This window comes from Halomicrobium sp. IBSBa (assembly GCF_017612575.1).
Taxonomy (GTDB): Archaea; Halobacteriota; Halobacteria; order Halobacteriales; family Haloarculaceae; genus Halomicrobium.
Map to the genome: position 1 here is coordinate 219,414 of NZ_JADPQC010000003.1, position 26,872 is coordinate 246,285.

The 26,872-nt window shown below is 65.6% G+C and carries 27 protein-coding genes; 16 read left to right on the forward strand and 11 right to left on the reverse strand.

All coding sequences use genetic code 11. From position 1 onward, the window contains the following. Positions 1–231: 231 nt before the first annotated feature. The gene (locus IL252_RS10635; RefSeq protein WP_208627981.1) at positions 232–1,023 is read right to left on the reverse strand and encodes a hypothetical protein; all 792 of its coding nucleotides are present in this window, start codon (positions 1,021–1,023) and stop codon (positions 232–234) included. 269 nt (positions 1,024–1,292) lie between these two features. Here IL252_RS10635 and IL252_RS10640 point away from each other — a divergent pair, with 269 nt between their 5' ends. From IL252_RS10640 to IL252_RS10685, 10 genes are all read left to right on the forward strand, one after another. Then, positions 1,293–2,369 (forward strand): TrmB family transcriptional regulator, encoded by a 1,077-nt coding sequence (locus tag IL252_RS10640; protein WP_208627982.1) that lies wholly within the window; start codon positions 1,293–1,295, stop codon positions 2,367–2,369. Positions 2,370–2,870: 501 nt separating this feature from the next. Next, positions 2,871–4,400, forward strand: coding sequence for an extracellular solute-binding protein (locus IL252_RS10645; protein WP_208627983.1), 1,530 nt, complete (start codon positions 2,871–2,873; stop codon positions 4,398–4,400). Between the two features lie 77 nt (positions 4,401–4,477). Further along, complete coding sequence (locus IL252_RS10650) at positions 4,478–5,467, forward strand: carbohydrate ABC transporter permease (protein ID WP_170094249.1); 990 nt, start codon at positions 4,478–4,480, stop codon at positions 5,465–5,467. Between the two features lies 1 nt (position 5,468). After that, positions 5,469–6,461 (forward strand): carbohydrate ABC transporter permease, encoded by a 993-nt coding sequence (locus IL252_RS10655; RefSeq protein ID WP_208627984.1) that lies wholly within the window; start codon positions 5,469–5,471, stop codon positions 6,459–6,461. A 2-nt stretch (positions 6,462–6,463) separates the two neighbouring features. Then, complete coding sequence (locus tag IL252_RS10660) at positions 6,464–7,645, forward strand: ABC transporter ATP-binding protein (protein WP_208627985.1); 1,182 nt, start codon at positions 6,464–6,466, stop codon at positions 7,643–7,645. 2 nt (positions 7,646–7,647) lie between these two features. After that, positions 7,648–7,854, forward strand: coding sequence for a hypothetical protein (locus IL252_RS10665; RefSeq protein ID WP_208627986.1), 207 nt, complete (start codon positions 7,648–7,650; stop codon positions 7,852–7,854). A gap of 49 nt (positions 7,855–7,903) precedes the next feature. After that, positions 7,904–8,968: a Gfo/Idh/MocA family protein gene (locus IL252_RS10670; protein ID WP_208627987.1), complete on the forward strand. Its 1,065-nt coding sequence runs from the start codon at positions 7,904–7,906 to the stop codon at positions 8,966–8,968. Positions 8,969–9,114: 146 nt separating this feature from the next. After that, positions 9,115–10,179 carry a glucose 1-dehydrogenase gene (locus IL252_RS10675; protein ID WP_208627988.1) on the forward strand — a complete coding sequence of 355 codons (1,065 nt, stop codon included), beginning with the start codon at positions 9,115–9,117 and terminating at the stop codon, positions 10,177–10,179. A gap of 162 nt (positions 10,180–10,341) precedes the next feature. Next, positions 10,342–11,394: an HTH-type sugar sensing transcriptional regulator TrmB gene (locus IL252_RS10680; RefSeq protein ID WP_170094255.1), complete on the forward strand. Its 1,053-nt coding sequence runs from the start codon at positions 10,342–10,344 to the stop codon at positions 11,392–11,394. A gap of 80 nt (positions 11,395–11,474) precedes the next feature. Beyond that, complete coding sequence (locus tag IL252_RS10685) at positions 11,475–12,185, forward strand: dolichyl-phosphate hexose transferase (protein WP_208627989.1); 711 nt, start codon at positions 11,475–11,477, stop codon at positions 12,183–12,185. Here the strand turns inward: IL252_RS10685 and IL252_RS10690 are convergent, their stop codons facing one another. From IL252_RS10690 to IL252_RS10715, 6 genes are read right to left on the reverse strand one after another with little or no spacing between them, the layout of a single operon-like run. Beyond that, positions 12,186–12,725 carry a gluconate 2-dehydrogenase subunit 3 family protein gene (locus IL252_RS10690; protein WP_208627990.1) on the reverse strand — a complete coding sequence of 180 codons (540 nt, stop codon included), beginning with the start codon at positions 12,723–12,725 and terminating at the stop codon, positions 12,186–12,188. Next, complete coding sequence (locus tag IL252_RS10695) at positions 12,722–14,719, reverse strand: glycosyltransferase family 39 protein (RefSeq protein ID WP_208627991.1); 1,998 nt, start codon at positions 14,717–14,719, stop codon at positions 12,722–12,724. The genes IL252_RS10690 and IL252_RS10695 overlap by 4 nt, the downstream gene beginning before the upstream one ends. Continuing rightward, positions 14,716–15,849, reverse strand: coding sequence for an ABC transporter ATP-binding protein (locus tag IL252_RS10700; RefSeq protein WP_208627992.1), 1,134 nt, complete (start codon positions 15,847–15,849; stop codon positions 14,716–14,718). The genes IL252_RS10695 and IL252_RS10700 overlap by 4 nt, the downstream gene beginning before the upstream one ends. After that, a complete protein-coding gene (locus IL252_RS10705) occupies positions 15,839–17,464 on the reverse strand; it encodes an iron ABC transporter permease (protein ID WP_208627993.1) in 1,626 nt (541 codons plus the stop codon). Before IL252_RS10705 ends, IL252_RS10700 begins: the two co-directional genes overlap by 11 nt. Beyond that, entirely contained in the window at positions 17,464–18,657 is a 1,194-nt protein-coding gene (locus IL252_RS10710) for an extracellular solute-binding protein (RefSeq protein WP_170094261.1), read from the reverse strand. Before IL252_RS10710 ends, IL252_RS10705 begins: the two co-directional genes overlap by 1 nt. 34 nt (positions 18,658–18,691) lie before the next feature. Beyond that, positions 18,692–19,852, reverse strand: a complete 1,161-nt coding sequence (locus IL252_RS10715; protein WP_208627994.1) for an alpha-1 4-glucan-protein synthase — start codon at positions 19,850–19,852, stop codon at positions 18,692–18,694. 205 nt (positions 19,853–20,057) lie between these two features. On the opposite strand from IL252_RS10715, the gene IL252_RS10720 reads away from it, so the two are divergent. The 3 genes from IL252_RS10720 to IL252_RS10730 are packed head-to-tail and all read left to right on the forward strand — an operon-like array spanning position 20,058 to position 22,736. After that, entirely contained in the window at positions 20,058–20,801 is a 744-nt protein-coding gene (locus tag IL252_RS10720; RefSeq protein ID WP_208627995.1) for a beta-ketoacyl-ACP reductase, read from the forward strand. Between the two features lies 1 nt (position 20,802). After that, positions 20,803–22,398, forward strand: a complete 1,596-nt coding sequence (locus tag IL252_RS10725) for an acyl-CoA carboxylase subunit beta (RefSeq protein ID WP_208627996.1) — start codon at positions 20,803–20,805, stop codon at positions 22,396–22,398. Positions 22,399–22,400: 2 nt separating this feature from the next. Continuing rightward, on the forward strand, positions 22,401–22,736 hold the full coding sequence (locus IL252_RS10730; protein ID WP_208627997.1) for a hypothetical protein: 336 nt from the start codon (positions 22,401–22,403) through the stop codon (positions 22,734–22,736). Between the two features lie 3 nt (positions 22,737–22,739). Here the strand turns inward: IL252_RS10730 and IL252_RS10735 are convergent, their stop codons facing one another. Then, on the reverse strand, positions 22,740–22,928 hold the full coding sequence (locus IL252_RS10735; protein WP_170095357.1) for a hypothetical protein: 189 nt from the start codon (positions 22,926–22,928) through the stop codon (positions 22,740–22,742). 148 nt (positions 22,929–23,076) lie between these two features. Here IL252_RS10735 and IL252_RS10740 point away from each other — a divergent pair, with 148 nt between their 5' ends. Together IL252_RS10740 and IL252_RS10745 are read left to right on the forward strand one after the other, a co-directional pair. Further along, a complete protein-coding gene (locus tag IL252_RS10740; protein WP_153553316.1) occupies positions 23,077–24,228 on the forward strand; it encodes a thiolase family protein in 1,152 nt (383 codons plus the stop codon). 79 nt (positions 24,229–24,307) lie between these two features. Next, positions 24,308–24,673, forward strand: a complete 366-nt coding sequence (locus IL252_RS10745; protein ID WP_170094267.1) for a Zn-ribbon domain-containing OB-fold protein — start codon at positions 24,308–24,310, stop codon at positions 24,671–24,673. A gap of 6 nt (positions 24,674–24,679) precedes the next feature. Here the strand turns inward: IL252_RS10745 and IL252_RS10750 are convergent, their stop codons facing one another. Beyond that, the gene (locus IL252_RS10750) at positions 24,680–25,159 is read right to left on the reverse strand and encodes an HTH domain-containing protein (RefSeq protein ID WP_170094268.1); all 480 of its coding nucleotides are present in this window, start codon (positions 25,157–25,159) and stop codon (positions 24,680–24,682) included. Positions 25,160–25,309: 150 nt separating this feature from the next. Next, a complete protein-coding gene (locus tag IL252_RS10755; RefSeq protein ID WP_208627998.1) occupies positions 25,310–25,900 on the reverse strand; it encodes a hypothetical protein in 591 nt (196 codons plus the stop codon). Positions 25,901–25,994: 94 nt separating this feature from the next. On the opposite strand from IL252_RS10755, the gene IL252_RS10760 reads away from it, so the two are divergent. Next, a complete protein-coding gene (locus IL252_RS10760) occupies positions 25,995–26,153 on the forward strand; it encodes a hypothetical protein (RefSeq protein WP_015763242.1) in 159 nt (52 codons plus the stop codon). 48 nt (positions 26,154–26,201) lie between these two features. Here IL252_RS10760 and dpsA read toward each other — a convergent pair whose 3' ends face one another. Further along, entirely contained in the window at positions 26,202–26,747 is a 546-nt protein-coding gene (dpsA, locus tag IL252_RS10765; protein WP_208627999.1) for a DNA starvation/stationary phase protection protein DpsA, read from the reverse strand. Positions 26,748–26,872 lie beyond the last annotated feature (125 nt).

The following is a 26,872-nucleotide window of genomic DNA, read 5'->3' on the forward strand; positions in this document are numbered from 1 at the left end:
CGGGAACGGCTGGGTACACAGACCGTCGTTCTCCCCCCGAACGACGGAGGCAGACACCCTTCCCCCCACTACATCTGCCGTTACCCCCCACACCAAACCCGGCCACCGTTCTGTAGTAGCCACCGTGGATCGGTGGCCGCCGCCGGCACGCTGTCGTGCGGTCTGGGGCCACGATCCACACTGTCACCTATCGTACGCGACCGGACAGCCCCGGTCAGCGGGACCGCTGTGTCACTCTGGCTCGGGGAGCCGCAGGAACCGCTGCTCACACTCCGGGCAGACGAGCGTCTCGCGCGGCTTCTCGCGCGGATTCGTGTATCCGCCACAGCAGGACACCTCCGACGATCGATCGAAGGGGGTACCACAGGCCGGACAGTCGCTGAGGAACTCCCGGAGTGGTCTGGCCATCGCGAGGCGGTCCGCGGGATCGTCGACGTGTGGTTCGAGCGCGCTGACGGCACCGAGTTCGGCGATCGCGACGTGGCGAGCGACGAGTGCGGTCTGTCCGCCGACGGCGAGCCACTCCTGTCTGTCCTGCTCGACGGGGCGCGCCGACGGCACGCTCGGTACCGACGCCAATTCGTCTGCCAGGTCGTCGAGCGACTGGGACGCGAGCCGGTCCATCTCGGTGTGCCAGCGCCCCTCGAAGTCGGGATCGAGATACACGCGCTCCTCGTCGGCGTCGAGCAGACCGGCCCGCCGGAGCTCACCGAGCAGTCGGTCCCCGTCTCGGGACCGGTCTGCGATCGATCCCGGCTCGTTGGTGTCGTGAAACCACGTCGTCGGGATCGGTGACGCCGCGACCAATCGGGGCGCGAACTGCGGGGTGTAGGGGACGAGATACCCCCGGAGCCAGATCACGACGAGTCCGACGACGAGGACGGCGGCCCCCGCGAAGGGCTGTCCGAGCACGACCACGACGTTGACGGCGAGCCACAGCATCGCGACGTTGACCAGCGTACACGGGATACAGCGCCGCGAGCCGGTGTGTGCCGGATTCCGGAGCGCGCCGAGGACACTCATGGAGTCATCGACGGCTGCCAGTGGCTTCAGCGTTGTCGAAGTCGACGTTGCCCGCCGCCACCAATATTTTTAACAACTGGTGTGGTTAGTAGTTGCATGGCCAACCAGTCGCTCGCGGCCGACGGGCCCATCGACGGCGAGCAGCGACAGCCGGCGTCAATCCGCCGGCCGCTCGCGGGCTCACCGCCGAACGGGGTGTCACTCACGGGAACGGATGCCGTACAGAACAACGAACATATAACTCATCCTCCGGAAGCGCCAGTCAAACGATGAAAGACGACGATCTCATCGACGTTCTCGAAGACGCGGGGCTGTCTCCGTATCAGGCGGAGGCCTACGTGACCCTGCTCGAACTCGGGAGCGCCTCGGCGACCGACATCGCGGACGCGTGTGACGTGCCCGATCCGCGGATCTACGACGTGCTCCGAGACCTCGAGTCCAAGGGGTACATCGAGACGTACCAGCAGGACAGTCTCACGGCACGCGCCCACGACCCGGAGACGGTACTGGACGACCTCCGGTCCCGATCCAGCGAGTACCTCTCGGCGGCCGAAGAGATCGAGGACCGCTGGAACCAGCCCGCCGTCGCCGAACACGAGGTGAGCATCGTCAAGCGGTTCGAGACGGTGATGAACCGCGCCCGCGAGATCATCGACAACGCCGAGAAACAGATCCAGATCGCGGTCGACGTCGACCAGTTTCACTCGCTGAAGGACGCGCTCGGGGACGCACGCGACCGCGGCGTCCACGTCAAACTCAGCCTCTGTACCCGCGAGGGCGATCGACTCCCCTCTGAGGAAGCACTCGCGAGCGTCTGTACCGAAGCCCGCCACCGAGACACGCCTTCCCCGTTCCTCGTGCTCGTGGACCGACGGTGGACCTGCTTTGCGCCCCACAGCCAGTCGGTCAACGAGTACGGTGTCCTCGTCAGCGACCGGACCCACACGTACGTGTTCCACTGGTTCTTCCTCACCTGTCTCTGGGAGATCTGGGACACCATCTACACGCTCCGGACGCCGGAGACGCCGACGACGTACGTCGACCTCCGTCACTGCGTCCGCGACGTGGATCCGCTGCTGGAGGAGGGCGCGACGATCGTCGCGACCGTCGAGGGATACGAGACGGACACCCACGAGACCGTCACCCTCCACGGTCGGATCGAGCGCGTGCGGTACACGGGCGAGACTGCCGGCCGCGACCAGCAACTCCCGCTGTCACAGCTCGCGGGTCGGGTGAGCATCACGCTCGAAACCGACGACGGATCGGTCGAAGTCGGCGGGTGGGGGGCCGTGATCGAGGAAGTCGAGGCCTCGGAGATCACGATCGAGGACGTTCGCTACGACTGATACTACCGGCTGTAAATCTGTGATCCATCTCGCTGGGTCGTGCATCGCTCGACACAGTGGCGGCCGACAGTGTGAGACGGAACGCCGTCGTTGTTTTCTGACGACCCTATTGGAGTAACGTCGTGAAATATTCGTCTCTGCGGAGTAGCGAAATCGTTCACAGAACAGCCGACAGTACATCGTCGTCACGAGAGACACTCGGGACATTGCTTCGACGCTGGAACCGTCGTTTCACCGATCGCTGGCCCGGTACGCTCTCGTTACCGACCGTTTTCACCCCCTGTTAACGACTGAGAGAAACTAACAATTAGTTTCGCGTGTAACGTCTCTGTTCGCCGCGGTAGGCCGGTTGTTTATAAATGGTGGCCGGATAGCAGCTGCCTTCTTCGATATCATAACAAAAAATATGTACTATAGGACTGTGTATAATCTCTGTTTACAACAGGTGTGGTTAACTTTCGGCAACGCTTAAGTAGGATGGCTGCAACTCAACGAAAGACGATGTCAAATAATCATTCGGACGACGACGGACAGCGAAGCAGTGTCTCCCGACGGCGGTTCGTCGCAGCCAGCGGTGCATCGGGCGTCGCGGCGACACTCGCCGGCTGCGCGGATCTGGTCGGTGGTGGCGACGGCGGCGACGGCGGCGACACCGGGACGACCACCGGCGACGGCGGCGACGGCGGCACGACCACGATCCAGTGGGGGATCGGTCCGACCGCGGTCCAGACGGCCGGCGAGGAGATGAAGACGGCGCTCCACGAGGCCGGTGGTCTCAGAGACGACATCGAGATCGAGTGGGTCCCGAGCGCCTCGGACACGGGCGAGGTCCGGTCGAACTACAACCGCATCCTCAACGCGGACCAGAGCGATCCCGACATCTTCCAGATGGACAACGGCTGGGTGAACATCTTCATCCAGCGCGGGCTGATCCAGAACCTCTCGGAGACGCTCCCGGAGGACCTCCTCTCGGACATCAACGAGAACTACTTCAGCGGGTTCACCGACACGGCCCGAGAGCCGTCGTCGGGCGACCTCTACGGGGTGCCGCTGTTCCCCGACTTCCCGACGATGCAGTACCGCAAGGACCTCGTCGAACAGGCGGGCTACGACCCGGAAAGTGAGAACTGGGCGACCGAGCCGATGACGTGGGAGGAGTGGTCCCACATCGTCGCCGACGTGAAGGACAACGCCGACGCCGAGTACGGCTTTACGACCCAGTGGGACATCTACGAGGGCACCGCCTGCTGTACGTTCAACGAGGTCATGTCCTCGTGGGGCGGCGCGTACTTCGGCGGCCGCGAGAACCTCTTCGGTCCGGTCGGCGAGCGGCCGATCACGGTCGACGAGCCCGAGGTTCACAACGCGCTCAACATGATGCGGAAGTTCGTCCACGACGAGGAGTTCGACGGGACCTTCGCGGACTACGCCGGCAACATCGCGCCGACGGACATCCTCGGCTGGATCGAGGAGCCCTCTCGCTCGCCCTTCGCCGAGGGCGACGCCGTGTTCCACCGCAACTGGCCGTACTCGCTCGCGCTGACCGGCCGGAACCCCGAAGAGACCGACGACCCCGCACTCGGCGAGGACCTCGGTGCGATGCCGATCCCCTACGCCGTCTCCGAGAGCGAGGCCGCCCAGCCCGGAACCGGTGGCACGACCTCGGCGCTCGGTGGCTGGCACCTCACGTTCAACCCCAACAGCGACAACCTCGACGTCATCGACGAGGTCGTCTCGGCCGTCATGGAGCCGGACTTCGCCCTCGAACTGTTCCGACTGCAGGGGTGGCTCCCGCCCCGTCCCGAACTGTTCAACTCCAACGAGGCCCGGAACGTCGCACCGGTCGGGCGGTACATGGACACGCTCCAGGTGGCCGGTGAGAATGCGATGGCACGGCCGGTCACGCCGGTCTGGAGCCAGCAGTCCAGCGACATCGCCCAGTCGGCCAACAGGGTCGTCGGCCAGGAAACCTCGGCCGAGGACGCGATGGCTTCGCTGACCTCCAGCCTCGAAGCCACCGAACAGAACTGAACCCAGCGCCTAGCTTTACAACTCTGGTATGTCATCACTAAACATGGATGGGATGTCGATATGAGAGGTGACCGCCCGTGAGTACCGAGACGGCGGGTGGTGAACGCGAATCACGCCGCTCGGGGCCGCTGGTTCGTGTCACCCGCTGGATGGAGAACCTCAGCGACACCACCTACGCGTACCTGCTCTTGACGCCCGTGTTCGTGTTGCTGGGAAGCATCGCTATTTACCCCCTCCTGCGGACCTTCGAGATGTCGCTGTTCGCGCAGACGTTTACCGGACTCGGCGAGTTCGTCGGCCCGGGGAACTACGTCGACCTGTTCACCGGGAACATGGATCGGTACCTCCCCGGACAGCCGACGTTCCTACCACAGAGCTTCGGTATTCAGGGCCTCGTGACGAGCGCGCTGACGATGACGCTGCTCTTCGCGTTCGTGAGCGTGTTCTTCGAGACGATCATCGGCATGGGGCAGGCGCTGATCCTCGACCAGGACTTCTACGGTCGCCGCTGGATCCGTGCTGCGATCATCATCCCGTGGGCGGTGCCGGTCGTCATTCAGGGGATGATGTTCTACCTGATGTTCCAGCCCAGCATCGGGTTCCTGACGCCGCCACTGGCAGACCTCGGCCTGCTCGCCCCCACGAACACGCTCAACGATCCGGCCAGTGCGACGTTCGTCATCATCGTCGCCGACATCTGGAAGACCTCGGCGTTCATGGCGCTGCTGATCCTCGCCGGCCTCCAGAGCATCGACCGTGGCCTCTACGACGTTGCGAAAGTCGCCGGGGCCTCGAAGTGGCAGCAGTTCAAACACATCACCTTCCCGCTGATCCTGCCGACCATCGCCGTCGCGGTGCTGTTCCGGTCGGTCGCGGCCATGCGGGTGTACGGGATCATCGACATCGTCTCCAGCTGTACCGTCGTGCCCTCGCTGTCCTGTATGGTCGTCGAGTCCTTCTTCTCGGGCTTCAACGCGGCCGCCGGGACCATCGCGTTCACGACGGCGGCGATCATCGGGCTGGTCGTGATGTCGCTGATCCTCTGGCAGGGAGAGGAGGCGATCTAACATGGCGACGATAGACGACACCGACGAGCCGGACGGACCGCTCAACCGCTGGGTCCAGCGGGCGATCGAAGACCCGGAACGCGTCTACCGGGCGCTGTTCTACACCGCGATGATCTTCTTCATGGTCACCACGCTGTTTCCCTTCTACTGGCTGCTGGTGCTGGCGGTGACGCCCAACAGCGAGATCATCGGCGGCGGTTTCATCCCCGAAATCGAGCTGTTCGGGGCGACGGTCCCGTTCCCGCTGCCGGTCCCACAGGGGTTCAATCCGGGCGCGTTCGTCGACGTGTTCAGAGAGATCCCGTTCCACCTGTACATGCTGAACAGCTTCGCGCTGGCGGTGACGACGACGATCATCGTACTCGTCGTCGCCAGTCTGGCGGGCTACGTCTTCGGCCGCCTGGAGTTCCCGGGCCGGGCAGTGCTGATGCTCGCGATCCTCGCGATCAGCTACTTCCCGCCCGCCGCCTTCGTCGTCCCGCTGTACGACATCTTCGCCGGCAACGCCGTGAACATCCCCTTCACGGACGTGGCGCTGTTCCAGTCGATCGAACTGCTGAACACGCCGGGGTCGATGGTGCTTCCCTTTAGCGCCCTGTTCATGCCGTTGTCGATCTTCATCCTGACGACGTTCTACGGCCAGATTCCGGACGGACTGGAGGACGCGGCCCGCGTCGAAGGGACGACCCGACTCGGCGCGCTGTTCCGGGTCATCATGCCGCTGTCGGCCCCCGGCGTGGCGACCGCAGCGGTCCTGACGTTCATCTCGGTGTACAACGAGTACTTCTTCAGCTCGATCATGGCGACCTCCCCACAGGCCGGGAACTGGTCGCCCCTGGTCGGCGGGATCCTCAGCTACCAGACCCAGTACACCACCTCGTTCAACCTGATGGCGGCGGCGAGCGTCGTGGGCGTGCTCCCGATGCTCGTCCTCGTCGTCGTCGCACAGGAACGCATCGTCAGCGGACTAACCTCGGGAGCACTCAAGGAGTAATCATGGCAAGCCTCAAACTCGAACACGTCACGAAACGCTACGAAGACGTCACGGCAGTCGACGACATGAACCTCGACATCGAAGACGGGGAGTTCGTCTGTCTCGTCGGCCCCTCGGGCTGTGGGAAGTCGACGACGATGGAGACGATCGCCGGTCTCACCATTCCGACCGAGGGGAAGGTGTTCATCGGCGACCGAGACGTGACGAACCTGCCGCCCAAGGACCGGGGAATCGCGATGGTGTTCCAGAACATCGCGCTCTTTCCCCACATGGACGTGTACGACAACATCAGCTTCGGCCTGCGTCTCAGGGACTACCCCAAAGAGGAGATCGATCGCCGCGTCGAGCGGGCCGCCGACATCGTGCAACTGGAGGGGATGCTCGAACGGATGCCGGACGAGATGTCCGGCGGGCAGCGCCAGCGCGTCGCGATCGCGCGTGCGATCGTCCGGGAACCCGACGTGTTCCTGATGGACGAGCCGCTGGCGAACCTCGACGCCAAGCTCCGGGTCCACATGCGGACGGAACTCCAGCGACTCCACAAGGAACTGGACACGACGATCATCTACGTCACCCACGACCAGGCCGAGGCGATGACGATGTCCGACCGAATCGCCGTCCTCGACACCGGGGAACTCCAGCAGATCGATCCCCCGCTGGTCTGTTACAACGAGCCGACGAACCTCTTCGTCGCGGGCTTTATCGGCTCGCCGTCGATGAACTTCGTCAACGGGAGCGTCGGGGCCGACGCGATCGAGACGCCGAACTTCTCGATCGAGTTCGATCCCGCCCGCGTCGACGGGCTGGCACCGGGCGACGACGTGACCGTCGGCGTCCGGCCCGAAGACGTGTACCCGGTGCCCGAGGCCGACGACGTCGTCCATCCCACCGCAGCGATTCAGGCACGTTCGGACGTGCTGGAGCCGATGGGCGACGAGATCTTCGCGTACCTCCTGCTTGGCGACGGCGAGACGTCGATGTCACAGGAGGCCGCGACGGACGATCAGTTGCTTATGAGCATCGAACCGGACTCAGATCTACAGGAAGATGAAACGGTCAGCGTCGTACTCGATCGGCGTAAGATCCACCTGTTCGACGACACGACCGGCGACGCCATCGCCCACGGGATCGTCGACGTGACGGGCGATGGCTCGGCGGGCACACGCGCGGAGAGTGACGACTGACCATGGTCGCCGACACCGCCGCGCTGGTGTACTGGAGCGGGATGGTCGCCCTGTTTTTCTTCTGGGTCTACGGCATCGTGTCGTTCGCCCTCGACCTGCGCAACAAGATCGTGCCGGGCATCCTCCAGTACCGACGCGGTCGCCGCGAGCGCAAAGCCGAACGGGAACGCGAGCAGGAGCGAGAAGAAAAAGAACAACAGCTGTACTAAATGATTCCCGAGCGTTTTTATCCCCGTCCCACGGAGGCACGGACAGAGAATGACTGACATAGAAGACGTTCGACTCGGATTCGTCGGACTCGGGAACATCGCACACCTCCACGCGGACCAGGTACTCGACGTCGGAGGGACGGTGGCCGCCGGCACCGACATCGACGAGGAGGCTCGCGACGAGTTCGCGGCGGCCTACGACGCCGACGTGTACGAGGACGAGGACGCGATGTACGAGCACGTCGACGCCGTCGTCGTCTCGACGCCCAACACGTTCCACGAGGAGTACGTGACCAGCGCGCTCGAAGCGGGACTCTCCGTGCTCGTCGAGAAGCCCCTCGCACACTCTCTGGAGAGCGCCGAGCGGATCGCGGACGCGGCTGCCGACGCCGATGGCTTTTGCATGGTCGGGTTCCACAATCGCTTCCGTGGGCCGGTTCAGGTCCTCGACCAGTACCGTCAGGACGGCGAACTCGGCGACGTCTCTCACGTCGAAGCGAACTACATCCGCCGACGCGGCGTCCCCGGTCGTGGCAGCTGGTTCACCCGAAAGGAGGTCTCGGGCGGCGGCGCAGTCATCGACATCGGGACCCACGCCATCGACGTGGCGCTGTACCTGCTGGGCTTCCCGGAGATCGAGGAGGTCTCGGCCCAGACCCGCGCGCAGTTCGGCCCGGACGACGACTACACGTATCTGAACATGTGGGGCTACGACGAGGGTGCCGGCGGCTTCGACGTGGACGACTCCGCCACGGCGTTCGTCCGCTGTGCGAACGGCAAGACGATCTCGCTCGAAGTCGCGTGGGCGAGCAACCGCTACCCGAGTCAGGAGCTCGTCGTTCGGGGCGACGGCGGCGGCGCGCACCTCGATATGGCCGACGACTCCCTGACCGTGCTCGATACGGCCGCCGACGGCGCGGCCCACCACCGTGACACCGAGATCGAGACCGCAGACCAGGAGGCCCACGGGCTCGAACAGGAGTACTTCCTCGAACACGTCGCCAGCGGCGACACCCCGGCGATGAACACGATCGAACAGGGGCTGACCGTCCAGCGCGTGATGGACGCGATCTATCGGTCCAGCGAGGCCGGCGAAGCGGTCTCCGTGGAGTAACTCCCCTCTAATTGCGGTCCGTTCCGGAGGGCGACCCGCGTTGTCAACAGCGACAGCGCCGTCTGTCGACGCGAACGGCGCAAATTACGCCAGACAGCGCGAGAGAGGAAGACTTAATCCCCGGTGCTCACATCTTTCGACCACGTATGAAAGCTGTCGCAATCCGTCGCGGGAGCGACGAGCCGGAACTGATCGAGAAGCCACGGCCGGAGCCAAAACACGGCGAAGCGCTGGTTCGGACGCTCCGAGTCGGTGTCGACGGCACCGACCACGAGGTGTTGAGCGGGTCCCACGGTGGGTTCCCCGAGGGCGAGGACCACATGGTGATGGGCCACGAGGCCGTCGGGGTCGTCGAGGATCCCAACGGCACCGGCCTCGACGAGGGCCAGTACGTCGTTCCGACGGTTCGACGGAAGCCAAACGGCGAGACCAACGAGTACTTCCGTCGCAACGAGCCGGACATGGCCCCCGACGGGGAGTACTTCGAACGCGGGATCGTCGGCGAGCACGGCTACATGTCCGAGTACTTCACCAGTCCCGCGGACTTCCTGATCCCCATCGAGGAGGAGATCGCGCCGTACGGCATCTTCGTCGAGCCGCTGTCGAACACGGAGAAGGCCCTCGAACACGCCCGCGCGACTCGCTCTGCGTTCGACTGGTACCCCGAGTCGGCCGCCGTGCTGGGCAACGGTCCGCTCGGCCTGTTGACGCTGTGGCAGCTCACCCAGGAGTTCGACCGTGCCTACTGTCTCGGCCGACGCGACCGGCCCGACCTGACCCTGGAGTTCATCGACGAGGTCGGTGCGACGTACATCGACTCACGTGAGACCCCGGTCGACGAGATCCCCGACGAGTACGAGGGGATGGACTTCATCTACGAGGCGACCGGCTACGCGCCCCACGCGTTCGAGACCGTCGAGGCGCTCGCGCCCAACGGCGTCGGCGCGCTGCTCGGCATCCCCAGTTCCTGGGACTTCGAGATCGACGGCGGATCGCTGCACAACGACATCGTCCTCCACAACAAGTGTCTGTTCGGCTCGGTCAACGCCGGCATCCGACACTTCGCGGAGGGGGCGGCAGTCGTCGAGGCGATGCCCGACGACCTGCTCGATCACCTCGTGACGACGGTCACCGATCCGGAGAACGTCGAGCCGGCCTTCGAGGACGGCGACGATCAGATCAAGGCGATCGTCGAGTTCGAGTCGCCCTGATACTGCCGGCTGTCACTGTTGCAAGCTATTCGCGACCCGTGGTCGCGAAATTCGTTACAGACGTACAGCCGGCGGTACGAGACGGATCGCCGTCGGAGTGATCGCGGGTCCGGAAACGTAGCTGTCGGAAGACTTAGTTGGCGCGTCGGTCAACCGATTCGTATGCCCCGCGACGACCTCCGGGACGCACTGGAGCAGGTCATCACCGTCTTCGACCTCGGTGAGTACGAGGTCACGGCCTACCTCGCGGTGCTGGAACACGGCGAGCTCTCCGCGTCGGAGCTGTCCGAGCACACGGACATCCCACAGCCACGGGTCTACGACACCGTCCGCAGTCTCAGCGACGTCGGCCTCGTCGAGCTGAAAGACAGCCGACCGATGACGGTGCTCGCGATCGACCCACGGGAGGCCTTCGACGACGTGCAGTCCTCGCTGGACTCTCTCGTCGACGACCTCTCGCGGCGCTACACCGCGCCGACGCGCAAACCCGAGGCGGTCTCGCTGGTGAAGTCGCGTCCGACGATACTGCGCTATCTCGAAGACATCATCACTGCCGCCGAGTACGAGCTGATGCTGTCGTTGACCCCGCGGCTGCTCGACCGGTTCGAGGACGCGCTCCGGTCGGTCCACGACGAGGGCGTCGCCATCGAGATCGTCGTCTCGCCGGCCGCCAAAGCACCGCCAGCCGGCGAGTTCGACTACCGGGGCCTCGCCACGACCGTCAAAGGCCGGCGCGGGATCACGACGCCGGTCGTCGCCGTCGCCGACGGCAACTACTCGATGTACGCCACCCGCGAGAGCGTGCGAGGGAACAACGACCGTTACGGCGTCATCTTCAACCGCTCCGAGCTTGGGTTTCTCGTCTCGGGCTTTCTCAACACGGTGCTGTGGACGACCGCCGAGACGATCGTCGGCAACGGCGAGGACCTCTCGTTTCCCCGGCGCTACGGGACGATCCGACGGTGTATCTCCGATCTGCAGGCCCTCGACGGCGAGTTCTACGCGGCCATCGAGGGACGGGACGTCGAGAGCGGCGATCCGCGCGTCGTCGAGGGCCGGATCGTCGAAGCCGAGTTCGGCCGCAACCGCGAGGTCGCGACCCTGACGGTCGAAGGCGAGGACGGACGCGTCGCCGTCGGGGACCGCGTGGCGGCCTACGAGGACATCGAGGCGTTCACCATCAGCGTCGGCCGCGACGAGCCGCCGACGACGTAGCGAGGCGGCGTGTGTTACCACCTCGCGTTTCCTTTTGGGTAACCTAAAACTCAAGTACGTCCGGCAGAGACCCCTATCTAATGAGCCAACAGACGGTTTCAGAAGGGGAGGATGGGTTCACCTTCGACGACCTGACGGTCGTCATGGGGACGTACAACGAGGCCGAAGCGATCGGGACGGTCATCTCTGACATCGACGCCGAGACGGACGGCCGCGCGAACGTGATCTGTGTCGACGGGTCGAGCGACCGCACGCCGGAGATCGCCCGCGACCACGGTGCCCGCGTCATCGAACAGGAGCCACAGGGGTACGGCGTCGCCGTCCGCGAGGCGGTGCTGGCCGCCGACCGGCCCGTGGTCGTCACGACCGACTGTGACGACACGTACCCGATGGATCGGCTCGGCGACTTCCTCGAACTGATCAACGACGGCGCAGACGTGGTCAGCGGCGACCGGCTCTACCACGGTGCCGATCCGATGCCGGCGTTCAATCGCTTCGGGAACCACGCCTTCGCCGTCCTGGCGAGCGTGCTGATGGGCGAGCGCGTCCACGACACCACGACGGGTATGCGGGCCTACCGCCGCGAGGTCGTCCAGAAGATCGAGTGGACCGAGAACACCGGCCTCTCGGCGGAGCTGTTGATCCGCCCGCTGATGCGGGGCTACGACGTGCGCGAAGCGCCCATCGCCTACGCCGAGCGGGCCGGCGAGACGAAGCTCGACCCGCTCTCGGGCGGTGCAGCCATCGCGAAGTCGATCGTCAAAGTCTGCGTCCAAGAGCAGTTCCGCTGATCACCGGTCGGGCGGCTGTCGGTAGCTCTCCGTCCCGCCGGGGTGGCCCTGCGGATTTTCCAGGCCGACGAGCTTGCCGCCGGTCGGCGACGAGTACAGCGCGTACTGGAGTTCGTTGACCAGGTAGTACCGGACTCGCTCTTCCGGCCGTCCGTCTGGGTCCGGATCCGCGGTGTCGACGCTGAACTCCCGGAGCAACTCGTCTCTCCCTGCCTGATCGAGCGCTGCGAAGGACTGCTCTTCCCACGTCTGGGCGTAGGAGTCGAGGTCGTCCAGCGCCGTCGCCACGCCACGCCCGTACGCCGGCCGGTCGGTGACTTTCCCGACGACGTACCGCTCGACGAACGCGTCGACGTTGTCGACGGCCTCGGGATAGATCGTGTCTGCGAGCGCGAGCAGCGTCTCGCGCTGTCGCTCGGACAGCCCCGGCTGCTCGTCGTCTCTGCGGAGCCGATCCCAGGTCAACGCGCTCCCGGCGGCGACGCCGCCAACGGCGAGCGCGATCACCGCGTCGCGTCGCGTGAGTTCGTAGTCGGTCATGGTGTCGTCAGTGTCGTCTCGATCGAGACGCCGTCCTCGTGGCTGCCGGGGACGTACGCCGCTTCGCCGCCACAGAGTCGCCCGTCCCGACAGACCTCCGCGTACGGCGTCAGGACGCGGACGCGTCCGTCGGCGGTTTCGACGGGCACTTCGAACCGGTAAGTGAAACCCGCCCCGGTGCCGTAGTCGACGAACGCCGACAGGACGAGTCGCTCGCGGTCCGCGAGCGGGACGACCGTCCGGTCGAGCCCCTCGCCGGTCAGCGCCGCCCGCTCCCCGTCGAGAGCCAACTGGAGCGACAGCGACTCACGGCCGGCCACGTCGGCGGTCGTGTAGCCGCTGCCGTTCTCGCTGGCCAGTCGAATCGACACCCGCTGTGCGAACTGTGGGACTCCGAGCGTCGTCTCCTGATGCACCGTCTCGCCGCTGGCGTGCTCGACGCGCTGGAGCCGCGGCTCGACGGTCGCGCCGGTCGTGGGCGACCACGGCCCGCGGTAGGTGTACCGATAGATCTCCCGGTCCGGGAACGCGTCGACGACGGCGAACTGCCGCTCGTCGAGCGCGTACACCGTCCCGTCGTCGTAGCCCGGATCGTTTCGCAGGGCCTGGAAGGGATGGCCCAGCCAGTCGCCGTACGGCGTCGGCAAGAAGACGAGCCCGTCGTCGAGCGACCGCTCCTCGAACGGCTCGTACGCCTGCTCGTAGCGGTCGGTGACGGCCGCGTTGTCCGACACCGGCTCCGCGACCATGGCGACGCCCAGACCGGCAACGAGCGTCCCGGAGAGGACGAGCGCCGCGGTGACGTGTCGGGCGCTCGCCCAGGAGCGACGCTGCACCGTCTGGCGGAGCTGATCCCACGCGACGGTCAACCCGACCGCGCCGAAGACGGCCGTCGGCAAGAGGAGGTCGACGTGGTAGTACGTTCCGAGCGTGTGGACCAGTCCGTCGCCGGCCCGATCCAGTTCGCCGAGCGTGTTCAGTGTGCCCCAGAAGAAGAGATTTCCGACGGGGACCGTCAGGGCGATCCCGGCGACGGTCGCCTGGCGCGGCGTCAGCCCCCGCCTGATCGCCGTCGCGAAGCCGAGGGCGGCCGCCAGCGTCCCCAGCGCACCGGCGACGACCCACCTGGTCGCGTACACCCACAGCGCCTCGGCGTTCGAGCGCAGCGCCAGCGCTGGCGTGTACTCCCGGCTGTAGCCGGCGATCTCGCGGACGCCGAACCCCGGTCCGTCCATGGGGGCGAAGACCTGGTAGGGAAAGCGCAGCGGATCGCCAGTCACCACCGCGTTGTAGCCAAGCGCTACGGCGACGCCGACGATCCCCAGCGCCGCCGTCAGCCCCTGTCGCACGAGTGGCTCGCGCTCCAGTTCCCGAAGCGTCCACAGCGCGTGGGCGATGAACGGCGCGGCGAACAGGACTGCGGTGTAGGGACGCGCGAAGAACGCGATCCCGATTGCCGCTCCCGCCGCGACCGCGCTCGCCCGACTCCCGGTCCGGTCGGCGTGGAGGTACGCCGCCGCGAACGCGAGGTTCCAGAGCGTCGTCGGGACGTACGGTAGGAAGACGGACGCGTCGACGAGAAAGAGCGGCGAGCCCAGCAGCAACCCCCCGGCCAGCAGTCCTCGCCGACGGTCGAACAGTTCCGTGCCGACCCGAACCGTCAGCGCGACGACGCCGGCGGCCACGAGCGCGAGCGCGACGCGGGCGCTGCCCAGGAGCGTCCCGACCGCGAACATCGCGGCCGGCACGGGCGAGTACTTGGGGTACAGCCGACCGTCGCCGGCCTCGACGAAGAACCACGGTCGGAACGCGTCGGTGACGGGCGGATCGAGGAACAGCCGTCCATCCAGCAACATGGCCGCCTGCTGGAGGTAGACGGCCTCGTCGTGGTTGGTCGTGTGGTAGGGAAACACCTGGGTCGCCAGCGCGTAGACGACGATCCCCGCCGTCACCGCCAGCCCCGCGACCGCGAGCCGGTGGCGGCGGCGCGTCATTCGGTCGGGTACCAGGCCAGCGGGTGATCGGCCGTCAGGTCGATCTCGACCGGTTCGCCCGGTTCGAACGACTCGCTGTGGTTGTGCAGACAGTGGACCACGTCGCCACTGTGGAGCTTCACCCGGTAGACGAAGGAGGGGCCGTTGTACTGGCGCTGCGTGACGTAGCCGTCGGCGGTCGACTCCGCCGTCGGGATCGCCCGCAGGTCGTCGGGCCGGACGAGCACGTCGACGGTCGCGCCGTTGTACGCCTCGACGGGGCCGTTGAGCCGCGCCGTCCTGAACGTCCCCATCCCGGTCTCGATGTCGTCGCCGGCCACACAAGCAGAGAGGAAACTCGCCTGCCCGAGGAAGCTCGCGACGAAGCGCGACTCGGGGTTCTCGAAGACCTCGGCGGGGTCGCCCACCTGCTCGATCGTGCCGTCGTTCATGATTGCGACGCGGTCGGAGATCGAGAGGGCTTCCTCCTGGTCGTGCGTGACCGAGATCGCGGTCACGCCGGCTCGCTTGAGGATCTTCCGGACCTCCTCGCGCATCTCGACCCGGAGGCGTACGTCGAGGTTCGAGAACGGCTCGTCGAGCAGCAACACGTCGGGTTCGGGCGCGAGCGAGCGCGCCAGCGCCACCCGCTGTTGCTGGCCGCCGGAGAGCTTGCTGGGCATCTTCTCGCGGTGGTCGGTGAGGTCGACGAGTTCCAGCAGCTCCGTGACCCGCTCGTCCGCTTCGCGGCTGTCGGCGTCTCGGAGCCCGAAGGCGATGTTCTCCGCGACGTTCAGGTGCGGGAAGAGCGCGTAGTCCTGGAAGACGATCCCGACGTTTCGCTCTTCGGGCTTGCGGAAGGTCGATCCGTCGGCGACGGCTCGCTCCTCGATCTGGATCGAACCACCCGAGGGGCGTTCGAGGCCGGCGATCATGCGCAGCGTCGTCGTCTTCCCACAGCCCGAGGGGCCGAGCAGTGTCAGTAGCTCGCCGTCGTTGACCGACAGCGAGAGGTCGTCGACCGCCGTCTCCGCGCCGTACTCGCGGGTGATCCCGTCCAGTTCGAGGACGGTCGCGGACGGGTCGTCGACCGCCGATTCGACCGAGTCGAACGCTGCTGTCGTGTTGCGTGTGTCTATGTCAGGCTCCATTCTGTTGTTCCCTCCCGAGGATGACGAGCATCGACAGTCCGGACACGACGACGAGTACGAGCGCCGGGACCGCGGCCTGCCCGTAGTAGCCAGACTCCTGGACCCGCCAGATGTACGTGACGAAGGTCTCGAAGCCAAGCGGCCGCAACATGAGCGTCGCCGGCAGCTCTTTCATCGTCGTCAGGAAGACCAGCGCGCCGCCGGCCGCGATACCGGGCGCGACCAGGGGCAAGACGACCTTCCGGAAGGCCGTCAGCGGCGGGTATCCCAGCGAGCGAGCGGCCTCGACGTAGCTGGGATCGACCTGTAACAGCGACGACTTCGTCGTCCCCACCGCCTGTGGCATGAACCGGACGACGTAGGCGAACACGAGCAGGAACACCGTGTTGTAGACGAAGGGGACGTACTTGAGGCTGAGGAAGACCAGCGCGAGGCCCAGCACGACGCCGGGAACCGCGTAGCCGACGTAGCTCAGTCGGTCCGGCAGCGAGCTGACCCGCGAGTCGCCACGGGCCGCGAGGTACGCGAGCGGGAGCGCGACGACGACGCTGACCGCCGCCGCCGCGGCCGCGACGGTCAGCGAGTTCCAGGCAAAGCCCAGCTGGAAGGGGCGGCCAGCATCCGAGTAGCCGACGCCGCCCCTGACGAGCCACTGGAGGAGAATCGCGATCGGCAGCGCGAGTCCGAGCGTCGCGACCGCGCCACAGAACAGCGTCGCCGGGAGCTTCCAGACGCCGAGTTTGATCTCCCCGGGGCGGCGCGCGCCGCGACTGACGTACGCGCCGTCTCGACCGGCCTCGATCCGCGACTCGATGGCGAGGATGACGACCGCCATGGCGAGCAACAGCCACGAGAGCACGGCGGCGTAGTCGATCCGGCGCGCTCCGAACTCGTTGAAGATCATCCGGGTGAACACGTCGTACTTCATGATCGACGGCGTCCCGAAGTCGCCCAGCGTGTAGAGGGCCACGAGCAGTCCCCCGCCCGCGATTCCCGGCAGGATCTGGGGCAGCGTGACGCGCTTGAACGCCTCCCAGCGCGTGTGGTTGAGCGACCGTGCGGCCTCGACGATCGTCCCGTCGAACGACAGCAGGGCGGCGCGGGTCGTCAGGAAGATGTAGGGGTACGTAAACAGCGTCAACACCAGCGTCGCGCCCGGGAGCCCGTAGATCGCCGGGATCCGTTCGACGCCAAGCGGCGCGAGCAGGTTCGAGAGGTGGCCCTGCGGGCCAAAGGCCGAGACGAACGCGAACGCGCCGATGTAGCTGGGGACGACCAGCGGCAACGCGCTCGTGACCGTCCAGAACCGGCGGAAGGGGAGGTCCGTCTGGACGGTCAAAATCGCTAGTGGCACTCCGACGAGCGCGGACAACAGAGTCACGCTGCCCACCAGCACGATCGTGTTCGCCGTCACCTCGATCGTCGTCTGGCTGATGAGCAACTCGATCGCACGCGCGGTGTCCATCTCGCCGGCCCGGAGGACGAGCCAGGCGAGCGGCGAGAGCACGAGGAGCGTGATCGCGACGGCGACGCCGGAGAGCACTCTGTAGGCGGAGCGTTCGGTGGTCGCTCCCTGGCTCTGCTCGGCGACGCGGTCGCGATCTCCGGTGGCCATCAGAGGACGCCGACCTCACGCAGCATGTCGACGGTCCCGCCCAGATCCGACAGCTCGCCCAGATCGATGTCCGGCGGGTTCAGCTCGTCGATCGTCGGGAGACCACCGACCGGCTCGACGCCCGAGATCATCGGGTACGCGTACGTCCGGGTAGCGAAGAACTCCTGGGCCTCCGCCGAGAGGACGTGTCGGAGGAAGTTCTCCGCGAGTTCCTTGTTCTCGGTGCCGTCGAGGATCTGGGCACCGGAGACGTTGACCAGCGCACCGGCGTCGCCCTCGGTGAACGCGAGGTCGATCGGGGCCGAGGAGCGGTCGCTCTGGACCCGCAGCGAGTAGTAGTGGTTCGCGAAACCGGCCGAGATTTCGCCGTCGGCCACGCGGTTCGAGACGGCGAACTCGTTGTCGTAGGTCGTCACTCCGAGGTCCTGCATGGACTGGAGCCACTGGCGAGTCGTCTCGTCGTCCTCGATGACACGCATGGCGGTCACGAACGACTGGAAGGCGCTGTAACTGGGTGCCCAGCCGAAGGAGTCTCCGAAGGCGCTCGTCTCGGGGAACTCCGCGACCGTACTCGGCACGTCACTGGCCGAGAGTTCGTTCGTGTTGTACGGGATCGCGCGGGCGCGGCCGGCGAAGCCGACCCAGCGGCCCTCGCTGTCCTTGAAGGCGTCGCGAACCGGATCGGTCACCTCGCTGGACATCGACGCGGCGTTTCCGTCCTGTGCGACCGATCCGAGCGCACCGGCGTCGACGGCCATGAACACGTCTGCGGGCGTCGAACCGGCGTTGTTCTCGACGCTGATTCGGTTCGCGAGGTTGCTGGCCGAGTCCTGCTGGCTGCTGACAGTGAAGTCGGGATAGATCTGTTCGAGGAGATCCACCAGATCGAGGTAGAGGCCGCTCTCGCCACCGCCGAGGAACATCGTCAGCTCGCCCGAGAGGTCCGGGAGGTCGTCGATGCTGGTCCCCTCTGGGGCGGAGCGCTGTTCGACGAGTGGGCCAGAGCCGCGGAAGTCTCCCACAGACAGCTCGCTTCCGCTCGTCTCGCCGCCCCCACCAGGGAGCATGTCCGTACACCCGGCGAGCGCGCTGGCGGCGAGCGTGCTGCTCGCGGCCAAGAAACCGCGTCGTGACGACGGACGCGTGCGATCTCGATCCGATCGATCGTCGTCGTCGGCGTTGTGTTCCATCATTGGATTTAGGCCCTCCTAAACAACTTATACCTTTCTAATCGTCCGCCGGTACGGCGGTCGGTTCGTCGCTGAGGCTGCCCGGGTCGATCTCGTCGAGACAGCTTAGCCAGTCGAGCATGTACTCGCCACAGTAGTTCAGGAACGGGCCGTTCTCCCAGTCGTCGAAGTCGCCTTCGGCGAGGGCCTGGGCCATCGCTCGGAAGACGCCGGCGTAGCTCTCGGCGTCGCCGCCCGCGTCGTCGACGATCTCCCAGACGTGTTCGTTCAGTTCGAGGCCGTGGACCTCGTTGGTCAGGTCCGAGAACGTCGAGCGGGGAGCCTTGTTGTGCTCACAGAGGGGGTCGCCGTTGTACACCTGCTTGCCGAGCACGTCGGCGGCCCGTTTGAGGAAGAGCCCGCTCCAGATGTCGTCGAAGCGACCCACGTCCCAGCGGTTGTCGTCCATGGGCAACTGGTAGAAGGCGGGGATCACTTCCCGGCGGAAAGCGAGGTTCATCGAGCAGACAGTGAGGTACTGGCCCGGTGCGGCGACGAAGTCCGTCCCGTAGTCCTCGTTGGTCGTGCGCGTCTGGGCCTGGCCCTGCAGGTCGCCGTCCATCAGGATACGGACCGCGTCGAGGTCGGGGACGTTCGTCCAGAGACCCTGTGAGGCGACGACCTCGTCGACGTGGGCGGTCTCGGTCTCGACGGTCTCGTCCATGGCGGCGTAGGGGTAGCCACGCGGGTAGAGGTCGTGGTCGGACTGGTAGAGGACGTTGACCCACTCTTCGTCCGAGCGGACCTGCTCGATCTCGCCGTCGTGGTCGAGGTTTCGCATGTGTGTGCCAAAGAAGTCCACGTCGTCGTGGGGGAGCGTGTCGTCGTCGATGAACACGCCGTACTCGAAGTCGTTTGCCCACATGTACAGCAGGCCGAAGGAGGTCTGTGCGTGACTGGCCTCGGGAATCAGGTGGTCGTACTCGCTCACGCCCTGCCGTTCGAACCACTCGGTGCGGCGCGAGCCGTCGAACACTTCGCCGTCGACGCCCAGATCGTCGATCAGCGCGGCCATCTCGTCGGTGTCACAGAAGTCCTCCGTCACGAGAACGAAGGACAGACGGTCGGTGTCGAACCCGTGTCGACGCGCGTTCTCGACGTACGCCTCGACGCACTCGTACTCCCTGATCGTCGGTACGACGACGCAGATGTCGGTCATTGGTTGCCCACATCTCTTTAGGCAACCCTAAAATACCTGTCGTTGTCGTCTATCGCCCACGAAAGAAGTCTTCGGAATAATTTGCCAGTCGGTAATGAATGTATATAGTAAATATAGGCTGAATAAGGAGAACTATTATTTGCTTGCCCGCGGCGTGTTCCAGTACCATGAACAGACGAACTACTGGGGGCGATCGCGGCCAGCCATGAATCTCGATGGCCAGACCTGCGTCGTGACCGGGTCGTCGCGCGGGATCGGACGCGGTATCGCCACGGACCTGGCCGCCCACGGGGGCGACGTCGTGGTGAACTATCGTTCGTCGGAAGACGAAGCCAGGGCCGTCGTCGAGGAGATCGAAGACGACGGCGGCACCGCGATGGCCGCACAGGCCGACATCTCCGAGCAGGACGACGTGGAATCGATGGTCGCGGCGGTACACGACACGTTCGGGTCGGTGGACGTACTCGTCAACAACGCCGGAGTCACCATCGACAAGAAGTTCGAGAACATGACTCGCGATGACTGGGAGACGGTCATCGACGTGAACCTCGGCGGCGTCTTCAACTGTACGAACGCCTTCTACGAGGACATCGAGCAGTCCGAGACCGGGCGACTGATCAACATCTCCTCGGTCGTCGGCCAGCAGGGCAACTACGGGCAGGCCAACTACGCGACGACGAAGTCCGGTCTGTTCGGGTTCACCCGAACGCTCGCACTCGAACTCGCCGACACCGGCTCGACGGCCAACTGCATCGCGCCGGGGTTCGTCGCCACGGACATGCTCGAAGAGGTCCCAGAGCGTGTGCAAGAGAAGATCCTGCGCGAGATCCCGCTGAACCGGTTCGCCACGGTCGAGGACATCTCGGGGATCGTCCGGTTCGTCGCCAGCGAAGAGTCGAGCTACATGACCGGACAGGTGCTGGGCGTCAACGGCGGTATGGAGTGGTAACATGAGTGAGCACGACACAGATTCGGACGGCCAAGCGGAGACCGACGACGCGGTCTCTGACCCTATCGAGGAGCTTCGGGAACGCAAACGCGAAGCACAACTCGGCGGCGGCGAGGATCGCATCCAGGCCCAGCACGACAAGGGGAAGATGACTGCCCGCGAACGGATCGACTTCCTCGTCGACGACGGGACGTTCAACGAGATCGACCCCTTCGTCGAACACCGGTCGACGAACTTCGGGATGGAAGAAAAGCAGTTCGCGGGCGACGCCGTCGTGACGGGCTACGGCGAGGTCGACGGGCGGAAGGTCTTCCTGTTCGCCCACGACTTCACCGTCCTCGGTGGCTCCGTCGGCGAGGTCGTCGCCGACAAGATCTGTAAGGTGATGGACAAGGCAATCGAGAACGGCGTGCCCGTCATCGGACTGAACGACTCCGGCGGCGCGCGCATCCAGGAAGGGGTCGACTCGCTCGTCGGCTTCGCCAAGATCTTCCAGCGCAACACGGAGGCCTCGGGGCTGATCCCGCAGATCTCGGCGATCATGGGGCCGTGTGCCGGTGGCGCGACCTACTCGCCCGCGCTGACGGACTTTACCTTCATGGTCGAGGACACCAGCCACATGTTCATCACGGGGCCGGACGTGATCGAGACGGTCACCGGTGAACAGGTCTCCAAGGGCGAACTCGGGGGTGCAGGCTCACACGCCTCGAAGTCCGGCGTCGCCCACTTCGCCTACCCGAGCGAGGAGGCCGCACTGGAGAACATCCGGCGGCTCCTCTCGTATCTCCCACAGAACAACATGGAGGACCCGCCGCGGGTCAAACCGTGGGACGAACCGGACCGCGAGGTGCCGGAGGTCACCGACATCGTCCCCGACGCCCCGCGCAAGCCCTACGACATGACGAAGGTCATCGGGAGCATCGTCGACGAGGACTCGTTCTTCGAGGTTCACGAGAACTGGGCGCGCAACGTCGTCGTCGGCTTCGCCCGCATGGACGGGCGCTCGGTCGGAATCGTCGCCAACCAGCCCCGGGTCAGCGCCGGGACGCTGGACATCGACGCCGCCGAGAAGGCTGCCCGGTTCATCCGGATGTGTGACTCGTTCAACGTCCCGATCGTCTCGCTGGTCGACGTGCCGGGCTTCATGCCCGGGACCGACCAGGAGCACAACGGGATCATCCGCCGCGGGGCGAAGCTCATCTACGCCTACGCCGAGGCGACGGTGCCGCTGCTGTCCGTGGTCGTCAGGAAGGCCTACGGCGGGGCCTACATCGTCATGTCCTCGAAGTTCCTCGGTTCGGACGTGAACTACGCCTGGCCGGGCTCTGAGATGGCGGTGCTCGGACCGCGCGGCGCGGTCAACATCCTCTATCGCAACGAGATCGCCGAGGCCGACGATCCCGACGCCCGCCGGCAGGCGCTCATGGACGAGTTCCGCGAGGAGTTCGCTCACCCCTACGGGCCGGCCAAGCGGGGCTACCTCGACGACGTGATCGAACCGAAGGACACCCGCAAACGACTGATCGACGACCTCGACCTGCTGGAACGGAAACGCGAGGAGTCGCCGCCGAAAGACCACGGCAACATCCCACTGTAACGATGTCGTCACTCGAATCAACCGACGACGAGGAAGCGGTCGAGGACGCCGACGAGACGACGGTGACCGTCACTGCCGGCGACCGGGAACTGGACGTGTCGCTCCCGGACGACGCCTCGCCGTCCGAGGCCGCGGCCATCGCCTCGGCGATCAGTGCTCACGTCACGGATCGCCAGCGCGCTGGGGCCGCCGCGGCGGCAGCCAGCGACTCCGAGCCCGAGTACGCCAACGAGTGGGTACTCGAAGGGCGTCTCGAACGCTTCGGCAAGCGCCGCCGCCCACAGCGAGTCGAGCGAGGCGACGAGTGGAAGGCGGCCGGTCGGTCGTTCTATCGGTAGGCGCTACTCCGCGCCGTTCATCTCTCGGAGCACTTCGAGGTCGCGGGTGGTCTTCGCGAACTCCGCGGTGGGATTGTACGCGTCACAGTGGTCACACTGGAACCGCTCTCCCGACGCCGGAAGCTCGGAGAGGCGCTGTTCCCACTCGGTCGTGCAGTCGGGACACTGGAGCTGTATCCAGGCTTCCTGCATGTGTTCGTGTGCCAGTGGCACACTCATATACTTTGTCCGGGCTCTCGACCGCCGGGAACGCGGGCCACAGCGTCACCTAGGTTGACAGGTCAGGGCAAAGACAACTGGAACCACAACGAACACAATACCCCCGCGAGTCCCCACCCACATGGGAGTCGCCGTAATCGAAGCGTCGATGACGAAGTTCGGCCAGCGCGACGCCTGGCTCCGCGATCTACTCGCGGAGGCGGGCGAGGCGTGTCTGTCCGACGCACCCATCGACAACGACGACGTGGAGCATCTGTACGTCTCGAACATGTCCAGCGGAGAGTTCGAGGGGCAGACGGGCGTGATGAACTGGCTGGCCCACGATCTCGGCCTGCTGCCGGCCTACAGCGAGCGGGTCGATCAGACGTCTTCCTCCGGCGGTGCGGGGATCTACGAGGCCTGGCAGTCGATCGCCTCCGGCGCGAGCGAGATGACGCTGCTGGTCGGCGGCGAGAAGATGACCCACAAGACGACGCCGGAAGCGACCGACATCATCGCCTCGATCACTCATCCCGACGAGTACAAACACGGCGTCACGCTGCCGTCTTTCGCCGGCATGACCGCTCGCCACTATCTCGAACGGTTCGACGCCCCCCGCGAATCGCTGGCGAAGGTCGCCGTGAAGAACCACCGCAACGGCGTCGACAACCCCAACGCGCAGTTCCAGAAGGAGATCACGATGGAGACGGCCCTGGAGTCGCCGATCGTCGCCGACCCGCTGCGCCTGTACGACTTCTGTCCGATCACGGACGGCAGCGCCGCGATGCTCTTTACCACCGAGGAGCGGGCGGCCGAGTTGACCGACGACTACGCCGTCGTCTCGGGGATCGGCGGCGCGACGGACACCCACGTCGTCCACGAGCGGACGGATCCGACGGTGATGGGCGGGGTCGTCGAGTCGAGCGACCAGGCCTACGAGATGGCCGGCCTGGGTCCCGACGACCTCGACGTGGCCGAACTCCACGACATGTTCACCATCCTGGAGTTCCTCCAGCTGGAGGGGATCGGCGTCGCCGAGCAGGGCGAAGCCTGGGAACTCGCGATGGACGGTTACACGGACAGAGACGGCGAACTGCCGATCAACACCTCCGGCGGACTGAAGTCCAAGGGCCACCCGCTCGGCGCGAGCGGGGTCGCTCAGGGCGTCGAGATCTACGAACAGCTCGTCGGCGAGGCCGGGCCTCGACAGGTCGAGGCCGACGTGGGACTGGCCTGTAACGTCGGTGGCTTCGGGAACTGTGTCATCACCACGATCATGGAGGCCGCAGAATGACTGCTGTTGGACACGCACTCGTCGGCGGCTCGTATCGCGCGCGACAACGTCACACTCGGTCACAGGGAGGTGACCTCGCGTGACCTTCGACGCACACCGCTGTGAGAACGGTCACGTGACCTATCCCGGCCACACGTTCTGTCCGGAGTGTGGCGAGAAACAGACCGAGACGATCGACCTCTCGGAGCGCCGCGGCGAGGTCGTCACCTGGACTCACTCGACGGCGACGCCGCCGGGCGTGCGCGAACCGAACACGCTGGCGATCGTCGAGTTCGACGTGGCAGACACCGTCGTCCGCGCGCTCGGCCAGGTCACGACCGAGGACGTCGAAACCGGCGACGTGGTCGAACCGGTGTACGTCGAGGAACTGCGTGATCCCGAGATCGGGATCAAGGAACCGGAGAGTCAGGACTGGGACGGGTATCGGTTCCGACCAGTCCAGTGAAACGTCTCAGTCCGCCGTGACGGTCGTCCGTCGAACCGGTTCGTCGGTGGACTGTTCGACCAGTCGGTCCAGACAGTCCGCGACGGATTCGGTCTCGGAACCCGCCGCGTGCGGTGCGACGGTCCGGAGGTCGCCGTCCTCGTAGAGTGCGAGACAAATCGCGGGAAAGACCAACTCGGTGCGCTTCTCGCCGGTCTCCATCGAGTAGCACTCTCGGGTGTCGAAAAACGGCGTCAGCCGGGCACCGTTGGACCGGGCCCAGTCGCTGAACTCGTTGTACCGACGCCGCTGTTCGGGCGCGTCCGCCCCGTCGACCGGCAGTCGCTTGTCCCACGACGTTACGCTGTAGCCGTCGAGCAGCCCCTCCGACGTGAGCCGCTCCAGCCGCGCGATGGTCCGCTGGCTGCTCTGGGTCGCCGGTGTCGGGAGGGTCTCCCGAACGAATAGCCTCGCCCGAACTCCCCCCGGCCGCTCTGTCGTGGGCATGGTGTCTCTCCGTAGTAGCCCACGAATAATAAATCATTATGTTTTTTAGAGTATGTTTATTCACGCTACTACGAGAACGAGTGCAGTACGGCGGACGGGCCTTACAGCTGGTAAATTCTGGCGTTCGAGCGTTTCCAGTCGATCCGGTGGTTACGACGATTCGTCGTCGTCCGAATCAGTCTGGTCGGTCACGTCGTCTTTCAGCGACCGGAGTTCTGCGTCCACGTCGACCGGCACGTCCCCGTTCTCGTCGCCGTCCTCCGATTCGGCCGTCGTGGCAGAGTCCGCCGAGCCATCGGCGGCCTGCTCCTCGATGCGGGACTCGATGTCCGCTCGCAGGCGACGCGCTTCGGTCAGGAGTTCGCGCGCCTCGTCGTCCGTGGGCTGGCCCTCGACGGCGTCCTGGAGGTCCGCGAGCGCGCCGTCGAGCTTCGAGAGCGTGGTCGCGCTGAGGCGCTCGGCGCGGGCTCGCACGTCGCTCCCCTCCGAGTCCGCAGTCGGTGCTCGACCGTCCGCCATCCGTAGCGCCCGCTGGAGGAGCTTCAGGGCCTCGATGTTGGTCCGCAACAGGAGGATCGTCGCGGGAATGGCGACGTCGCTGGTCAACCGCATCAGTTCGCGGGGCGTCGGCGGACGCAGCCGGTCGTCGTCGTCCCGTGGCTCGAACTCGGTTTCGAGCCGCTGTAACGTCGTGACGAGTTCGCCGACCAGGGACGCCAGATCGTCGTCGGAGCTGCTCATACGCGCTCTTGCAGTGTGAGATATAAAAACCCAGCCGCGGTCAGATTAGGCGAACCAAAATCCTTTTAGCTTTAGGCATACCTAAGCTCCGGTAATGGCACCCGTCTCGGAACGCGAACAAGATTCAGACGACGCTCGGACAGAACCGTCGGTCAGCGCCCATCAGAGTTCCCCCGACAGAACGGTCTTCACAGAAGACGGAAACTCCGACGCCTGGATCGCGACCGACCTCACGGTCGAACCCTGGGAGTAACGCGGCTCTTCTCCTCGCTACCCGATCTCGATACCGTCAGTTGCCACGCTACTGCATCGCGTGCTCGGTGACGAGCGTGTCGTCTTCGAGGTAGTGCTCGATGTGGTGGGCGTCCTCTTCGGTCTCGACCAGGATCTCGCGGAGGATCTGTGCCGTCGCGTGGTCGCCGAGGTTGGTCGCCAACTCGACGTGATCCCGTAGCGACTCGATGATCTCGCCGTACATCTCGAGGTCGTTGGCCAGCGAGGTCCGGATGTCGTACACGTCCTCATCTTCGGATTCGACCGGCGCGTGGTCGGCCAGTGCGGCCGGTCCGGCGACGGGCGTCCCACCGAGTGCCTGCGCGCGCTCGGCGAGTTCGTCGGCCGCTGCTTCGGCGTTTGCGGCGGCGTCGCCCAGGAACAGGTGGAGGTCGCGAAACTCCGCGCCCTCGACGTTCCAGTGGTGCTTCTTGAGCTGGTGGTAGAGGACGTAGGTCGCCGCCAGGTCGCTGTTCAGCGCGTCGATGATCTGCTCGGACTTGTCGCGTTCGAGGCGAAGCTCGTTGTCACCGACGGTGCCAAACTCCTGCTGGACGGACGTTTGTTTGCTCATGGCAACTACGACTACTACCGGACAGCACTTAAAACCTTCGCGATTCCAAAAACCATTTTTTGCTTTTGGTAAACCTAATTCTCGAATACTGCACAACGTGGCAACTAGATGTAGTGTTTTCCACG

Coding starts and splice junctions, on each gene's coding strand:
- IL252_RS10635 (WP_208627981.1), bottom strand. CDS start 1,023: ATGAGTGTCCTCGGCGCGCTCCGGAATCCGGCACACACCGGCTCGCGG.
- IL252_RS10640 (WP_208627982.1), top strand. CDS start 1,293: ATGAAAGACGACGATCTCATCGACGTTCTCGAAGACGCGGGGCTGTCT.
- IL252_RS10645 (WP_208627983.1), top strand. CDS start 2,871: ATGTCAAATAATCATTCGGACGACGACGGACAGCGAAGCAGTGTCTCC.
- IL252_RS10655 (WP_208627984.1), top strand. CDS start 5,469: ATGGCGACGATAGACGACACCGACGAGCCGGACGGACCGCTCAACCGC.
- IL252_RS10660 (WP_208627985.1), top strand. CDS start 6,464: ATGGCAAGCCTCAAACTCGAACACGTCACGAAACGCTACGAAGACGTC.
- IL252_RS10665 (WP_208627986.1), top strand. CDS start 7,648: ATGGTCGCCGACACCGCCGCGCTGGTGTACTGGAGCGGGATGGTCGCC.
- IL252_RS10670 (WP_208627987.1), top strand. CDS start 7,904: ATGACTGACATAGAAGACGTTCGACTCGGATTCGTCGGACTCGGGAAC.
- IL252_RS10675 (WP_208627988.1), top strand. CDS start 9,115: ATGAAAGCTGTCGCAATCCGTCGCGGGAGCGACGAGCCGGAACTGATC.
- IL252_RS10680 (WP_170094255.1), top strand. CDS start 10,342: ATGCCCCGCGACGACCTCCGGGACGCACTGGAGCAGGTCATCACCGTC.
- IL252_RS10685 (WP_208627989.1), top strand. CDS start 11,475: ATGAGCCAACAGACGGTTTCAGAAGGGGAGGATGGGTTCACCTTCGAC.
- IL252_RS10690 (WP_208627990.1), bottom strand. CDS start 12,725: ATGACCGACTACGAACTCACGCGACGCGACGCGGTGATCGCGCTCGCC.
- IL252_RS10695 (WP_208627991.1), bottom strand. CDS start 14,719: ATGACGCGCCGCCGCCACCGGCTCGCGGTCGCGGGGCTGGCGGTGACG.
- IL252_RS10700 (WP_208627992.1), bottom strand. CDS start 15,849: ATGGAGCCTGACATAGACACACGCAACACGACAGCAGCGTTCGACTCG.
- IL252_RS10705 (WP_208627993.1), bottom strand. CDS start 17,464: ATGGCCACCGGAGATCGCGACCGCGTCGCCGAGCAGAGCCAGGGAGCG.
- IL252_RS10710 (WP_170094261.1), bottom strand. CDS start 18,657: ATGATGGAACACAACGCCGACGACGACGATCGATCGGATCGAGATCGC.
- IL252_RS10715 (WP_208627994.1), bottom strand. CDS start 19,852: ATGACCGACATCTGCGTCGTCGTACCGACGATCAGGGAGTACGAGTGC.
- IL252_RS10720 (WP_208627995.1), top strand. CDS start 20,058: ATGAATCTCGATGGCCAGACCTGCGTCGTGACCGGGTCGTCGCGCGGG.
- IL252_RS10725 (WP_208627996.1), top strand. CDS start 20,803: ATGAGTGAGCACGACACAGATTCGGACGGCCAAGCGGAGACCGACGAC.
- IL252_RS10730 (WP_208627997.1), top strand. CDS start 22,401: ATGTCGTCACTCGAATCAACCGACGACGAGGAAGCGGTCGAGGACGCC.
- IL252_RS10735 (WP_170095357.1), bottom strand. CDS start 22,928: ATGCAGGAAGCCTGGATACAGCTCCAGTGTCCCGACTGCACGACCGAG.
- IL252_RS10740 (WP_153553316.1), top strand. CDS start 23,077: ATGGGAGTCGCCGTAATCGAAGCGTCGATGACGAAGTTCGGCCAGCGC.
- IL252_RS10750 (WP_170094268.1), bottom strand. CDS start 25,159: ATGCCCACGACAGAGCGGCCGGGGGGAGTTCGGGCGAGGCTATTCGTT.
- IL252_RS10755 (WP_208627998.1), bottom strand. CDS start 25,900: ATGAGCAGCTCCGACGACGATCTGGCGTCCCTGGTCGGCGAACTCGTC.
- IL252_RS10760 (WP_015763242.1), top strand. CDS start 25,995: ATGGCACCCGTCTCGGAACGCGAACAAGATTCAGACGACGCTCGGACA.
- dpsA (WP_208627999.1), bottom strand. CDS start 26,747: ATGAGCAAACAAACGTCCGTCCAGCAGGAGTTTGGCACCGTCGGTGAC.